The organism is Cohnella boryungensis, from assembly GCF_042651945.1.
GTDB classification, from domain to species: Bacteria; Bacillota; Bacilli; order Paenibacillales; family Paenibacillaceae; genus Cohnella; species Cohnella boryungensis.
Map to the genome: position 1 here is coordinate 303,027 of NZ_JBHSED010000013.1, position 13,016 is coordinate 316,042.

At 56.6% G+C, this 13,016-nt stretch carries 15 protein-coding genes; 2 read left to right on the top strand and 13 right to left on the bottom strand.

Annotated elements, in window-relative coordinates:
• Positions 1–54: 54 nt before the first annotated feature.
• From ACFO1S_RS09135 to ACFO1S_RS09175, 9 genes are all read right to left on the bottom strand, one after another.
• Positions 55–1,311, bottom strand: a complete 1,257-nt coding sequence (locus ACFO1S_RS09135) for an MFS transporter (RefSeq protein WP_204602665.1) — start codon at positions 1,309–1,311, stop codon at positions 55–57.
• Between the two features lie 247 nt (positions 1,312–1,558).
• A complete protein-coding gene (locus tag ACFO1S_RS09140) occupies positions 1,559–2,170 on the bottom strand; it encodes a flavin reductase family protein (RefSeq protein ID WP_204602664.1) in 612 nt (203 codons plus the stop codon).
• The gene (locus ACFO1S_RS09145) at positions 2,167–2,784 is read right to left on the bottom strand and encodes an alpha/beta hydrolase (protein ID WP_204602663.1); all 618 of its coding nucleotides are present in this window, start codon (positions 2,782–2,784) and stop codon (positions 2,167–2,169) included. The genes ACFO1S_RS09140 and ACFO1S_RS09145 overlap by 4 nt, the downstream gene beginning before the upstream one ends.
• Positions 2,781–3,731: a ring-cleaving dioxygenase gene (locus ACFO1S_RS09150; protein WP_204602662.1), complete on the bottom strand. Its 951-nt coding sequence runs from the start codon at positions 3,729–3,731 to the stop codon at positions 2,781–2,783. The genes ACFO1S_RS09145 and ACFO1S_RS09150 overlap by 4 nt, the downstream gene beginning before the upstream one ends.
• 30 nt (positions 3,732–3,761) lie before the next feature.
• On the bottom strand, positions 3,762–4,388 hold the full coding sequence (locus ACFO1S_RS09155; RefSeq protein WP_204602661.1) for a nitroreductase family protein: 627 nt from the start codon (positions 4,386–4,388) through the stop codon (positions 3,762–3,764).
• Positions 4,389–4,473: 85 nt separating this feature from the next.
• On the bottom strand, positions 4,474–4,920 hold the full coding sequence (locus ACFO1S_RS09160) for a MarR family winged helix-turn-helix transcriptional regulator (RefSeq protein WP_204602660.1): 447 nt from the start codon (positions 4,918–4,920) through the stop codon (positions 4,474–4,476).
• Positions 4,921–5,137: 217 nt separating this feature from the next.
• On the bottom strand, positions 5,138–5,509 hold the full coding sequence (locus ACFO1S_RS09165) for a DoxX family protein (protein ID WP_204602659.1): 372 nt from the start codon (positions 5,507–5,509) through the stop codon (positions 5,138–5,140).
• Between the two features lie 128 nt (positions 5,510–5,637).
• Entirely contained in the window at positions 5,638–6,075 is a 438-nt protein-coding gene (locus ACFO1S_RS09170) for an RrF2 family transcriptional regulator (protein WP_204602658.1), read from the bottom strand.
• A 62-nt stretch (positions 6,076–6,137) separates the two neighbouring features.
• On the bottom strand, positions 6,138–6,590 hold the full coding sequence (locus tag ACFO1S_RS09175) for a Dps family protein (RefSeq protein ID WP_378126637.1): 453 nt from the start codon (positions 6,588–6,590) through the stop codon (positions 6,138–6,140).
• A 234-nt stretch (positions 6,591–6,824) separates the two neighbouring features.
• On the opposite strand from ACFO1S_RS09175, the gene ACFO1S_RS09180 reads away from it, so the two are divergent.
• Positions 6,825–8,012, top strand: coding sequence for an oxalate decarboxylase family bicupin (locus ACFO1S_RS09180; protein ID WP_204602657.1), 1,188 nt, complete (start codon positions 6,825–6,827; stop codon positions 8,010–8,012).
• A 141-nt stretch (positions 8,013–8,153) separates the two neighbouring features.
• Here ACFO1S_RS09180 and ACFO1S_RS09185 read toward each other — a convergent pair whose 3' ends face one another.
• The gene (locus ACFO1S_RS09185) at positions 8,154–8,672 is read right to left on the bottom strand and encodes a hypothetical protein (protein WP_204602656.1); all 519 of its coding nucleotides are present in this window, start codon (positions 8,670–8,672) and stop codon (positions 8,154–8,156) included.
• Positions 8,673–8,856: 184 nt separating this feature from the next.
• On the opposite strand from ACFO1S_RS09185, the gene pepT reads away from it, so the two are divergent.
• Positions 8,857–10,095 carry a peptidase T gene (gene pepT, locus ACFO1S_RS09190; RefSeq protein ID WP_204602655.1) on the top strand — a complete coding sequence of 413 codons (1,239 nt, stop codon included), beginning with the start codon at positions 8,857–8,859 and terminating at the stop codon, positions 10,093–10,095.
• A gap of 125 nt (positions 10,096–10,220) precedes the next feature.
• On the opposite strand, the gene ACFO1S_RS09195 is transcribed toward pepT, so the two are convergent.
• The 3 genes from ACFO1S_RS09195 to ACFO1S_RS09205 all read right to left on the bottom strand — a co-directional run bounded on the left by ACFO1S_RS09195 (position 10,221) and on the right by ACFO1S_RS09205 (position 12,881).
• Complete coding sequence (locus tag ACFO1S_RS09195) at positions 10,221–10,538, bottom strand: MGMT family protein (protein ID WP_204602654.1); 318 nt, start codon at positions 10,536–10,538, stop codon at positions 10,221–10,223.
• A 149-nt stretch (positions 10,539–10,687) separates the two neighbouring features.
• Positions 10,688–11,605, bottom strand: coding sequence for a polysaccharide deacetylase family protein (locus tag ACFO1S_RS09200; RefSeq protein ID WP_204602653.1), 918 nt, complete (start codon positions 11,603–11,605; stop codon positions 10,688–10,690).
• Positions 11,595–12,881, bottom strand: coding sequence for an MFS transporter (locus tag ACFO1S_RS09205; RefSeq protein ID WP_204602652.1), 1,287 nt, complete (start codon positions 12,879–12,881; stop codon positions 11,595–11,597). Before ACFO1S_RS09205 ends, ACFO1S_RS09200 begins: the two co-directional genes overlap by 11 nt.
• Positions 12,882–13,016 lie beyond the last annotated feature (135 nt).

A 13,016-nucleotide genomic window follows, 5' to 3' on the forward strand; every position in this document is an offset into this window, starting at 1 on the left:
TTTGTATCCTCCGGAAAAGTGGATTTATGAAACCTAATGGTTTCCTTTATTTCATTATAGGGCACCTTTAGGTTTCATTTCAACCCTAATCTGTTCACTCGCGGAAGACAGCCTGCGGCGCATGAACAGCCAGCTTATCAACGGGGAGCTTCCGGCGACGAGCAGCAGCGCGTTCATGACGGCCGGCGCCCGGCTTACGCTGATCGTGCAGAGAAACAAAACCATGCCTGCAACCCTCCCGAGGTTCAACGCCAGCTCGCGAGCGACGACATATTCCACCCGCCTGCGGACGCTGTCCTCGTCTTGTCCGATCAGATCGAACACAGACGCCGTCATAGGGAGAGTGTAAAGCGGGAAGAAGAGCGCCGCCCCGACGCCGAAAGCGAGCAGGCTCCCGTAGCTGATGCCGATGACAAGGGGAAGAACCGCAGCGGCTAATGCGATGGCCCCGATCAGCATGCCCGCGTTTCTCCAACGGGGCGTTAGCCATTTCCCCGCCAGGAGGAAGCTGACGAATCCGACTGCGGAAGTGACGAGCATGAAGTTGCCCAGCTTCAGTTCGCTGCCGGTCTGGATATAGATCAGCACTCCGATCAGCACCCCGAACACGCTCTCGCGCACGCCTTGTGCGGTCAAGGCGCCCAATACGGATCGCCAGTCTGTGCGCCGATTTCTCAACAAAGGGTACACCCAGCGCCAATCATAATTGCCCGACGTCCTGCGGTTGCGAAGAAAAAAGCTGACCGCAATCGCACCAACATAAATGCCCAAAGAGAGCAGGAAAATCGCCCGGTATCCGCTCGCTCCTCCCATTCGGGAGATGATCAGGCCGGAGCTCCAAGGAACCGCGATGCCGATCAGCGATCCGATCGTCCCCGCCCAGCCGTTGAATCGATCCCGGTTGTCCGGCTCCGTCGCTTCGAAATAGATCACGTTAAACGCCAGCCAGAACAAGCCCATCGCTATTCCCTGCACGATTCCAAGCACCTCGGTATAGTGAATGGCGCTTTCCTTCAGCAGCAGAACGGCGCCGTAGAAAACCACATAAACGGCGATGCCGAGCCTCATGACCGTCATTTTGTTGCCTTCCTTGGCCGCATTGCCCGCGATCCAGAAGGTAATGCCCATAGCCAGGTGGGTAATAAGCGTAAAGCTGCCTAATCTGAAGAAGTCGTTGCTGGCTTTCCATATGTAAATGCCGAAGTACGTTCCCGATAAGGCGCTGGCCGTCAGGAACAATCCATTCACGATCAGCAGCAGCAGCGTCTGCCCGTCCAGCCGTCCGTCTTGTCTCGCTTTGTCCTTGTCCATGAATCTCTCCTTGTAATCGCGGCAGGATTGGAAATACCGTCATAAGGTGCCCCAAAAACGTCGCGTTGAACCTCCTTCATTCCCGATTGCCTCCGTTCATCCCGCATTGTTCAGGCCGTGATGTTGCTCTTCAGCCGGAGGCGCTCCGTCAAAAAGCCCCCGAACCAAAGGTTGAACTGCACCTCCAATTGTTAGATGGTGTCTAACAATTGGGGTGCAGTTCAAAGGTTCGAGGAATTCTGTTTGTTTATAAGGGGCGCTCCATCGAGAAGATGTCGCCGAGCTTGGAATAGGAGTTGCCCGCTAATCGGCTGACGGCGCGAAGCCGGAGGGGATCGATATGCCCGTCCGCATATACCTCCTCGTTCAGATGGAAGTAGACTACCCTGCCGATCAACAGATCGCAAGCGGGCTCCTCTCCATTACCTCCGAGCTCAAGCGCATGCTCCAGAACGCATTCCATACGGATTTTCGCCTCGGCGATTCCCGGAACCGCAATCTTCGCGCTGGCGGCGGGCGTGAGTCCGGCAAGCTCGACCTCGCTTTCGTCGGGAGGAAGATTAGCCGCTGTCTCGTTAATGGGTCCGATGTAGGATTCATCCGAGATGTGCACGACGAATTCGCCCGTCTCTATCGCGTTCCTTGACGTATCCTTCCGCTGCCCGTTTCTTCGTTGGACGGAAATGGAAACCATCGGAGGATTCGCCGCAACGATGTTGAAATAGCTGTACGGAGCGGCATTCAGCACGCCTGAGGAAGAGACGGTCGTAACGAAGGCGATCGGCCGGGGAATGACGCTCCCGATCAGCAGCTTGTAGCTCTCCCGCTCGCTAAGAGCGGCTGCGTCGAGACCGATCATGAGCGCTCACCGAGCCTTTCCTTGAACCAGGAGGCGGCCGCGGCCGCTTCCGTCGCCGTCAAGCGATGTCCGGAGCGCTCCCAATGAACCGCGACCTCCGCCCCCGCTCCGGACAGCAGCTCTTTCAGCTCTTCCGTTTCCCCCGGCGTGCAGATCGGATCGTTCTCTCCGGCACCGATGAAGACGGGCACTCCCTTCAGCTTCGGCAGCTCCTTGCCCCGCAAGGGCACCATCGGATGATGCAGAATCGCGCCCCGCAACGAATCGGCATAATGAAACAACAGACTGCCCGCGATATTCGCGCCGTTGGAATAGCCGACCGCTACTACGTTCCCGCGATTAAAGCCATACTCGACGGATGCGCTGCCCAGAAATTCGTGAAGCTCCTTCGTTCGGAAAATAAGGTCCTCCACATCGAACACGCCCTCGGCCAGTCTGCGGAAAAACCTCGGCATGCCGTTCTCCAGCACATTGCCTCTCACGCTGAGAATCGCCGATTCGGGAGAAAGCTCTTCGGCCAGCGGAAGCAAATCCCGCTCCGTTCCCCCCGTCCCGTGAAGAAGCAAGAGCACCGGAGCGGCGGGATTGGCCGCTTGCTTATAAATATGCTTCATGGTTGATCCCCCTTCGCTATACGCACTTCGAGAGGCGGAAGGCCTTTCTCGATCTGTTCCCGATGCGGCTCGTACCAATCCGGCAGCATCAGCTTTGCTCCCATCGTTTCGGCCGGTTCATCCCGCGCGAACCCTGGAGGATCCGTCGCAATCTCGAACAGAATTCCGCCTGCCTCGCGGAAATAGATCGCATTGAAATATTGCCGGTCGACGAACGGAGTCGGGTGAAGCCCGTTCTCTTCCACGTGTTTTCTCCAACGGGCGTGGTCCTCGTCATCGACCGCCCGCCAAGCGATATGATGCACCGTGCCCGCGCCGCCGGCTCCCGGAGCCATCGGAGCGATATTGACGTCAATCAGGTTGCCGAGGTCTCCCGTTGCCCGGAAGCGGACATAGTCGCCTTCCTCGGCAATCCGTTCCAATCCCATGACCCGCTCAAGCACTTCTGCCGTACGCTCCGGAGCTGTACTGAACAGAACGGCTCCTCCGAACCCTTTAATCGCCTTGCCCTCGGTCACGCCGCCGAACGTCCAACGGCTTTCCGGGCCCTCCTCCCGCTCCACCAGCTCGATCTTTAAGCCATCGGGATCTTCAAGCTGCAGAAGCCGCTCGCCAAACCGGCTCGCATGGGTTGCCGCAATCCCGAGACGTTCGAATCGGGCCTGCCAGAAATCGAAGCTGCCCGCAGGTACGACATAAGTCGTTATGCCGACCTGTCCCCCTCCGATCCGCCCTTTACGCGAGGTCGGCCAAGGGAAGAAGGTGATGACCGTCCCCGGACTGCCGGACTCGTTGCCGAAGTACAGATGGTACACCTCCGGCGCGTCGAAGTTGATTGTTTTTTTGACCAGTCGAAGTCCCAGCACCCCCGCATAGAAATCTACCGTCGCCTGGGCGTCCCGTACGAATGCCGTTACATGATGAATCCCTGAAGTTTGTTGTCTCATAGTTAAACTCTCCTCTTGTATAGAATCGAATTAAAATGCGTTATAGCTGACGAATTCGCCTACAGGCTTACGGTAGCCGCGCGGTCTAAGGCTTGCCGTATCCTCCTTGCCGATCGTGATCATCATCGCCGGTACGTACCCGTCGGGGAGGTTGAGCGCTTCGCCGACGGCGGCCGGATCGAATCCGATCATCGGGCAAGTATCCCAGCCCTTATCTTTGGCAATCAGCATGAACAGCATAGCCGATAAGCTGGCGTTGCGAATCGCTTCCTCCCTTTGGAAGGCCTCGCCTCTTTCTTCGTGGAACGAGAGCACGGACTCTACAGTCATATCGTATTCCTGCTTGCTCATGATGCCCAGATTCAGCATCCCTTCGTTAAGAGGGCCGACGTCTCGGTAGGCTTTAGGATTCCCCAGAACGAGAATGACGGCCGAGGAGGTTAATACCTTGTATTGCTTGTTTGCCGCTTCGTACAATTTTTGCTTGAGCTCGCGGTCCTTCACGACTGAGTAATGCGTATGCTGCAGGTTAAAGGCCGACGGAGCGAACTTCGCGAGGCTGAACATTTCGTTCAGCTCCTGCTCCGCTATCTCTACATTCGGGATGAATTTCATAGCCGATCTGCGGCTCTTCACTAAGTTCTCGAATTCGCTCATGAGGGTTGCCTCCCGTTAATACTTCAAATTATATTATCTTTACTTTAAGATATATGTCCGGATTGTCGGAGGCTGACCCTCGCTTCTAGCGCAAGCCTTCCTCCGCGAACTTTCCCAGCTTCTTGAGCAGTCGGCTGGCCGTCCTCTTCTCTTCCTCATCCAGACCGTCGACAGCCCGGCGGATGACCTCCGCGTGACCGGGGAACGCTTCCTCGATCAGACGCTCTCCGGATTCGGTAATATCCGCATAGATCAGGCGGCGATCCTCCGTGCAGGCTCTTCGCTGCACATAGCCTTTCTTCTCAAGCTTATCCACGACGTAGGTGATGTTGCCGCTGCTCATCAGCACCTTGCCTCCGATCTGCTGGAGGGGCTGAGAGCCTTTATGGTAGAGCAGTTCAAGAACGCCGAACTCGGTCCGGTTCAAGTCGTAACGCTTGATGTCCCGGTCGCTATGCGCGTTGGTCCACTGGGCTGCCCGGTTAAGGGCGATAAACAGATCCAGCGCTGCGTCTCTCTCCAGCTTGCCCATTCGTTCTCCTCCTTTCGGCAATGCAGCTTATCTCAACTTCGTTTATCTTAATTTTAAGATACTACAATTAAAAAGAGCTGTCAACACCTCTCGCAAAAAAATCATCTGCATGATGGAGTGCCGGAATGCGGTTAGTCCTCTAAGCGCAAGGCAGAGGAAGTATCGCTTAGCGCAGGAACGCCCGGATTGATCCCCCGCGCGTTCCTGCATCGGTTTCTCAGAAACCGGGGAAATCGGCTAACTCGCCCATTCGAATCAGGAACAGGACGACCGGAAGAATAAACAACACGATCGCCGGGAAAGTCTGCTGTACAGAGTCCTTCGCCCGAACATGCACGAGAGTGCCGACAAGCATCGTAGCGCCCAGCCACAAGCCGGCAGCGGCCGCCCAGCTCGGCTCCCAGTATCCGACGATCAGCGCGGCCGCCCCGGCCAGCTCGACAAGCCCGGTCACGATTCGAAACCACTGAGGCAGATTCCATTGCTTAAAGTTGTCGACGTGCATCTTTAAGCCCGCCAGCTTGGAAAATCCGGCGCCCAGAAACACGAGCCCCAACAAGCCTTGCAATAGGTACGATAAGATATCCATCTCTAATCCTCCTTTTAACTGATCCTATATTAGGCACAGTATGTCTCAAAACAAAAGCGCAGCCAACTGCCGTTAACTGCACCTTCACTAAGCACATATTATAATGTCCTTCTCGCGAAGTCAATGCCTTAAATCAAACTCGCGATCGTATGGCCCTTCAGATACTCCATGGACTGGCGCTTGACCTCGTCCATAATGCCGCTCAACGTCTGATCCAGTCGTTCATTCTCCTTGGCGGCTTCCTCGCAGGCCTCGGATGGCTTGTCGCAAACGGATTCCGCCTCTTCGTCCGAGCCGTCGCAGGTGACCGCCGCGAGAACATCCGCCAATGAAATCCGTTCCGCCGGAAGCTTCAGGCTGTAGCCGCCATCCCGGCCTTCTCTGGCTTCCACAAGACCCGCTTGAGCCAGCCGCGCCAATATTCTGCGCATGAAGGTCGCGTGGGAATTCACTTGGCCGGCGAGCGTCGCACTGGACAGATTGCCTTCGCTGCGGGCAAGACCGACTAAGATATGCACGGCGACCGCGAATCGCGGAGGACCGATAGGACGTACAGAAGCGCCCATATTCCTCACCTCCTGTCGTCTATTGTACCTTCGGCCCTCCGCCCGCCGCAACCAAGCTAAGATCAGCGTCCGGCGAACGCGTTCAGCATCCAGGCATGCTTCTCCAGAAGCGTCTTCATCCCGAGGAGCAGATCCGCCGTATCCTCGTCGTCGCACGACTGCGCGATCTTGATGCCCTGTCTGAGCTCTCCCGCCAATTGAGCGAAATCGTCCGCAACGGCGGAAGCCATCCCTTCGGCCGACTCCTCTCCAGTCGCCTCGCGAACGCTCGCCAAGCGCAAGCTGTCCGTCAAGGTCGCGACGGGCTTCCCGCCGATCGCCAGCAAACGTTCCGCCAGAACGTCGATGTGCGCGGCCGCTTCGGTGTACAGCTCTTCGAACTTCGCATGGAGCGTGAAAAATTGCGGCCCTTTGACGTACCAATGAAAGTTGTGAAGCTTCACATGCAGAACGGTCCAGTTCGCGATCTGTTGGTTAAGAACGGCGCTCATCGTCAACGTATGGGTATCCGTCATGTTAATTCCTCCTATAATTTATACTTGATCTAAATTTAAATTAATAATAACACGGACCTTCCTCCCCTTCATGAAGGTTGGATGAAGGTCGAATGAAGATCCGATGAATATCTTCCGGATTCGCGTTTCCGCATTCCGACATGAACGCCTTTCTCCCCTCATAGGTTTGTAATAGACGGTAATAGACCGCGCTTCGAGCTTGGTCTTCTCGAATCGGAAGGAGCTGCTTCGGACATGGATCATCCCCCTCGCATGCCGGGTTGGAACGGCTTCGTCCCCCAGCCGATACGCAAGGACGGCGCAGGCGCGACGGATAACGGCCCGCGCGACGTCATGCGCGATCTGGAAAACCCGGACATGCTTGTCCCGCCCGCAACGGATGCCGGGACGCTGCCCAACATGAAGTTTTCCTTCTCCGACACGCATATGCAATTAAACTTCGGCGGCTGGTCCCGAGAGGTAACCGTTCGGGAGCTGCCCATCGCCACGACGCTCGCAGGGGTCAACATGAGACTGACGCCGGGCGGCGTGCGAGAGATGCATTGGCATCAGCAGGCGGAGTGGTCGTACATGATTATGGGCAAGGCCCGGATTACCGCCGTTGACCAGGACGGCAGAAACTTCATCGCCGATGTCGGCCCCGGCGATCTGTGGTATTTCCCGCCCGGCATCCCGCATTCCATTCAAGGACTCGAGGAAGGCTGCGAATTCCTGCTCGTTTTCGACGATGGCAGCTTTTCGGATATCAATACCTTGTCGCTCTCGGACTGGTTCGCGCATACGCCCCGGGATGTGCTTTCCGCGAATTTCGGCGTACCGGATAACGCCTTCTCTTGTCTGCCGGACAAACAGCGCTATATTTATCAGGACAAGGTGCCCGGTCCCCTGGAGACGCAGATTGTCAGCGATCCGCAAGGCCGCGTTCCCCTGAGTCTGACTCATCGGCTTCTCGCGCAGGAGCCCGTTGTCACCCCCGGCGGAACCGTTCGGATCGTCGACTCCCGCAACTTTCCCGTTTCGACCGCCATCGCCGCCGCCCTCGTCGAAATCAAACCCGGCGGCATGCGTGAGATGCACTGGCATCCCAACAACGACGAGTGGCAGTATTATTTATCGGGCACTGCGCGAATGACAGTCTTCGCGGGTCAGGGCACTGCGCGTACGTTCGATTATCGCGCGGGAGACGTCGGTTACGTCCCCTTTGCGTTCGGTCACTACGTGCAGAACACCGGCAACGTCAGCGTATGGTTTCTGGAGATGTTCAAGAGCAATCGCTTCGCGGATGTATCGCTTAATCAATGGATGGCGCTCACCCCGGCTCCGCTCGTAGCGAATAATCTCCATGTCGGTCCTCCTCTCATGAACGCTCTGCGCAAGGAAAAATGGCCGGTCGTCAAATATCCGCCAATCCCCCGGGCCTGACCGCGCGTACTCATTGACAGCGCCTGCTATCGCGCCGCTAACGCACAACCGCGAATAGAGCCGTCCTCCCTGGATCGGGAAGACGGCTCCGGCTTTATCAGCGACATCTGCTATTTGAGCCCTTTCTTATTCCCTTTCGGCCTAGCCATGGAGAATCCTCGATTTCCCGGTCTCGTAGATCAGCTCGCAGCGTGAGCCCAAGGGAATAAGCTCGGAGAGATAACGCTCCACAAGCTCCCGCTCGATCACGGTTAACGCCGTCGGCGTGTCCACCGCAAATTGGAGCGTTCCCGTGCCGCAATCGTAGCGGCAGAATCGCATCGTTCCTTCCGCAAGCATGCCGTTCATGATCGAGAGAATGCCCGACTGATCCAGATCGCGCTGTAGCGCAGCCTCGACAATCTGATCGGGAAGCTCGAAATCGCGCGCGATCCGGTCTTCCCTAAGCTTGGAGTACGGCTTCACCCGAAAGCAGATGTATGCGCCCAAATATGCCTCGGCATACTTCTGCAGCTGTGCCGCGTCATGCTCGGACAGACAAAGCTCCTCGTCCCATGCATATACAGTGGCTCTGTGCCGTCCGCACGTATGGGCTCTTACATACTTGAGATGCGGATAGTACTGCTTAATCTTCGCTTCCGTGAGCAGCCGGGTGCCCATGCCTTCAGCCTCCTTCATCCTTACAGCGCTTCGGTGATTGCGCTTACAATCGATATTTCCAGCGTATGCTCGCCGTCCCGAAAATAGAAGAAGTCCCTTCTCCCCCGCCGAATCGCCCGCATGCCGCAACGAATGTATACATGCCGCGAACTTTGATACAATGGGCATAAGGAGCGTGGAATGCGTGAAACAAGAGATCATTGCGCGATTTAAGCGTTACGCCGAGATTGACACCCAATCGGCCGAAAGCAGCCAGAGCTGTCCGACAACGGAAGGACAATTAACGCTGGGAAAGCTGCTGGCGGAGGAGCTGCGTGAGATTGGCATGCAGGACGTCACGATTGACGACAACGGCTACGTGATGGCAACCCTGCCCTCTAACACCGATCGCGATGTCCCGACGGTCGGCTTTCTTGCCCATCTCGATACCGCGACCGATTTTACAGGCAAGAACGTTAAGCCGCAGGTCGTTGAGAATTACGACGGCGGGAACATAGTTCTTAATGAGGCTGAACAAATTGTTCTGTCTCCTGAAGAGTTTCCCGACCTGGCGAAATATCGCGGACAGACGCTGATGACGACGGACGGCACAACCTTGCTGGGAGCGGACGATAAGGCGGGCATTACCGAAATCATGACCGCCATGGCCTATCTGATTCGTCACCCGGAGATCAAGCACGGCCGCGTGCGAGTCGCGTTCACGCCGGACGAAGAGATCGGCAGAGGGCCTCATCGCTTTGACGTGGCGGCCTTCGGCGCCAGCTTCGCCTATACGATGGACGGAGGACCGCTCGGCGAGCTGCAGTACGAGAGCTTCAATGCTGCGGCGGCACGAATTACCTGTACCGGGGTCATCGTTCACCCTGGAACGGCAAAAGGCAAAATGATCAATTCCGCCAAAATCGCAATGGAGCTCCACAGTCGCTTGCCGGTCGCTGAAGCTCCGGAATTTACCGAAGGGTACGAGGGCTTCTTCCATCTCATTTCCATACAAGGCGATGCGGAAGAAACGAAGCTTCATTACCTCGTGCGGGATTTTGACCGCGAGCGGTTCATCGGAAGAAAGGAGCTGCTTGAGGCGATTGTGGAAGAACTGAAGGGGAAGTACGGGGCGCATCGGATCGTGCTGGACATGAAGGATCAATACTATAATATGCGGGAAAAAATTGAGCCGGTCATGGAAATCGTCGATCTGGCCAAGGAAGCGATGAACCGCTTAGGCATCGAGCCGGTCGTCCGTCCTATACGGGGAGGAACCGACGGCTCCCAGCTCAGCTATATGGGACTGCCGACGCCAAACATCTTCACCGGCGGGGAAAACTACCACGGTCGCTACGAATATGTGTCGGTCGATTCCATGGTTCAGGCGACGCATGTGATTATCGAGATTATCAAGCTGTTCGAGCAGCGCTCCGATACGTAGCCTCCCTGCCTAAACGACAATGAAAAGCCCGGAGCGCCGCTTTCGGGCTTTTCATTGTCTCCCATCGGGTCGGCATCGGGCTGGGCGCTTGCAGGAGGCGGAGATACTCTCAGAGCCCGACTGTACTAAGGGGCCATTTCCGGTTGGTAACGGTATACGTCCAGATCAATCAGATCATGGAGACCGAACTGGACGCCCTCATTCTCCAGGTAAACCTTTTGCATGTAGCGTCCCTCCCCCTCCTGAATCGCAATTTCTCCCTTGGCGTTCACCACCCTGTGCCAGGGCAAGCCGTGCTTTTCCGCCAGAGAGTGGAGGATTCTCACCACTTGCCTCGCTCCCCGCGGGCTTCCTGCGCATGCCGCAATCTGCCCGTAAGTCATGACATAACCTTCGGGGATCGCTTTAATGACTTCGACAACTCTTTGCGTAAACGGCTGCATCGCCTCTCCACTCTCCCTATCTGCTTCGGGTGTATCTGTCTCGTTTATTCTAGCATACACCTAACACGCAATAGCCGCATTCCGCGACGATGGCAGCAGAACAGACAGGGAGAAGCGCGAGCTTAGCGCGACTGTCGGCCCCGCAGCCGCTATTTTCGCATCAATTCGCGCGCCAGCGATAATGCCGAGCCGAGCCTTGAGGCTTTGCCATGCTTGCGAACATAGTCGTAATCCGTAAGCACGACCCCGGCATCCTTGAGCGCGTAAGCGAAATCGTCCTCCTGCATAAGCTTGTATTCCCATACCCGCTTGGCCCAATGGGGCACCTTCTTCAGCATCTCGGCGTCCTCTGCCGCAGGGTGAATATAGGTCTCGCTAATCCCGTCCGGGAGATCGTACAGCTTCCCGATCAGCTCCTGCTTGAAGCGTTCATAGGTTTCCCCTTCTTGAATTTCGAACGGATGGGACAGCAGGTAATCCGGAATGGCTACCCCCATTACACCGGCGAGCGCAGAAGCTTTCCCGACGGCCCGGTCGATTCCCGGAATGGGGGACAGCAACGAATCTCCGGGGTGAACTTTGCGGAAGAGCCTGAACGGCAGCCTCCACTTCGCGCACAGCTTTAGCGCAAGCGGAATGTGGCTTCTTCCCGTAGCCGTCCCGTACAAGCTGCCCATATGGTTGTCCGCGTGGCTGAGCTTGATCCCGTAGCGGGCGACCCGTTCATACTGCGCAAGCAGCTCCTTGCCCACGGCCGAGGAATCGGCGTTCCGCTCGAAGCCCTCTACCGTCTTATGCATGTGCCCGCTCTCGTCATGCAAGGAGGGATGGCCCGTCAGGCTGGCCCAGCGGATCGCATCGAACTCGCTGGTCAGCGTGAGATGCAAGCCGACATTGGCCTGCCCCCTGCGGCCGCACCAGGCCGCCGCCTCCTCGAAGCCGGGGGCAGGCGCCATGAGCGTAGCCGAGGAAACGCGCCGCTCCTCAAGCAAATGCATGATGGCCCGATTCATAGGGGCGCTCTGACCGAAATCGTCGCAGTTGATAATTAAATGCTTAGCTTTCATCCGCAGGCCCCTTCTCTATTTTCACGAAAAACGATACTGCAATCGAAATTGCAAGCAGGATAAACGGAACGACGCTAATCAAGTAGCGGAACGTCTTCTCCGGGTCCGGTCCCGGATTATCTCCGCTCTCATAGCCGAATATGACCCCGACGATCAGAAATGCCGCAGCCGAGATCAGGCCGCTGGAGCGAACGATAAATCCGCTCACCGCCGTATAGATGCCTTCCCGGCGACTGCCGGTTTTTAGCGCGTCCTTATCGATAATGCGGCTGTTCACCATTGGCGGAGAGACCAGGAAGCCCGCTAGTCCGAAGCCGACAATGACGCCGGCGGTAATTCCGCCGACCAGATCGCTTGCGAACCAGAGCGGAATGACCGAGAGCGCGTAGGCGACGAAAGACCATCTCCAGCCGGTAGTCGGATCCATCTTGCGCAGCAGCCAATACCATACCCCGACGAGAGGAATGACGGAGACGAACACCGAGGCCAGCAGCAAGGTGTTTTGCTCCTCGGGAAGCTTAAGCACGTATTTGGCATAGAATGGAATCGTTGCGCTTAGCAGACCGTTAACGGTCTGGGCGAAAGAATTGGCGATGTTCACGATCCAGAAGGGCTTGTTCTTAAGCGTCTCCTTGAACGCTTCCTTTAGCCTTGGCTGAGGCGCCCTGGCGGCTTCCTCGTCTTCTTTCACGAAGCGCAGAAACAGGAGCATCAGAAGTCCGAACGCAACCGCATAGATGATCGACATATTACTGGAGCCCATCGCTTTAAACAGCGTCGGAGTAAGCGCCGAGCCGATCAGAATTCCGACGATCTGATATCCCTGTTGCACGGCCGAGGCCTTCGTACGTACGCGATCGCCTTTGAACAGCTCCGGAAACAAGGCGCCATAATTCACCCAGATGACCGTCGCCACCGCCTCGTAGAAGATCAGAGCGATGAGAAACCAGGCGAACAAGCCCATCTCGGACATATCGGAGGGCGGCGAGAAGATCATAATAAAGGCAAGCATGAACAAAGGAATCGCCGCGAAGATCCACGGCCTTCGGCGGCCGTACCGGGATTTCGTGCGATCCGACCAGTATCCGAACAGCGGTTGATTAACCGCGTCCCAGATCAGGAACAGGGTACGCGCCAGCGTGAACAAGCCCAGTCCGAGTCCCAGCGTATCCACGTAATAATAGCTGTAGAACGTACTGAACGCCTGACTGGGGATCATCATGGCCAGCATCCCGAAAGCATACATCATCGGGGTATTCGTTAGCCTTTGTCTCATTTGAAAGAAGCACCCTCCGCCAACACCGAATTGTAACCGCATACATAAATGGATTCAAGCTTCGGCTCGGGGAACGAATTCCCGCTCAACCGCAAGCCCTACTTACTATTCTCTCTTCCCCGCTCCCTTTCCTTC

Excerpts from the sequence above, each read along its gene's own strand:
- ACFO1S_RS09170 (WP_204602658.1), bottom strand. The coding sequence starts at position 6,075 with ATGGGCGCTTCTGTACGTCCTATCGGTCCTCCGCGATTCGCGGTCGCC.
- ACFO1S_RS09195 (WP_204602654.1), bottom strand. The coding sequence starts at position 10,538 with ATGCAGCCGTTTACGCAAAGAGTTGTCGAAGTCATTAAAGCGATCCCC.
- ACFO1S_RS09180 (WP_204602657.1), top strand. The coding sequence starts at position 6,825 with ATGGATCATCCCCCTCGCATGCCGGGTTGGAACGGCTTCGTCCCCCAG.
- ACFO1S_RS09165 (WP_204602659.1), bottom strand. The coding sequence starts at position 5,509 with ATGGATATCTTATCGTACCTATTGCAAGGCTTGTTGGGGCTCGTGTTT.
- ACFO1S_RS09205 (WP_204602652.1), bottom strand. The coding sequence starts at position 12,881 with ATGAGACAAAGGCTAACGAATACCCCGATGATGTATGCTTTCGGGATG.
- ACFO1S_RS09160 (WP_204602660.1), bottom strand. The coding sequence starts at position 4,920 with ATGGGCAAGCTGGAGAGAGACGCAGCGCTGGATCTGTTTATCGCCCTT.
- ACFO1S_RS09135 (WP_204602665.1), bottom strand. The coding sequence starts at position 1,311 with ATGGACAAGGACAAAGCGAGACAAGACGGACGGCTGGACGGGCAGACG.
- ACFO1S_RS09155 (WP_204602661.1), bottom strand. The coding sequence starts at position 4,388 with ATGAGCGAATTCGAGAACTTAGTGAAGAGCCGCAGATCGGCTATGAAA.
- ACFO1S_RS09200 (WP_204602653.1), bottom strand. The coding sequence starts at position 11,605 with ATGAAAGCTAAGCATTTAATTATCAACTGCGACGATTTCGGTCAGAGC.
- ACFO1S_RS09140 (WP_204602664.1), bottom strand. The coding sequence starts at position 2,170 with ATGATCGGTCTCGACGCAGCCGCTCTTAGCGAGCGGGAGAGCTACAAG.
- ACFO1S_RS09145 (WP_204602663.1), bottom strand. The coding sequence starts at position 2,784 with ATGAAGCATATTTATAAGCAAGCGGCCAATCCCGCCGCTCCGGTGCTC.
- ACFO1S_RS09150 (WP_204602662.1), bottom strand. The coding sequence starts at position 3,731 with ATGAGACAACAAACTTCAGGGATTCATCATGTAACGGCATTCGTACGG.
- ACFO1S_RS09175 (WP_378126637.1), bottom strand. The coding sequence starts at position 6,590 with ATGACGGATACCCATACGTTGACGATGAGCGCCGTTCTTAACCAACAG.
- ACFO1S_RS09185 (WP_204602656.1), bottom strand. The coding sequence starts at position 8,672 with ATGGGCACCCGGCTGCTCACGGAAGCGAAGATTAAGCAGTACTATCCG.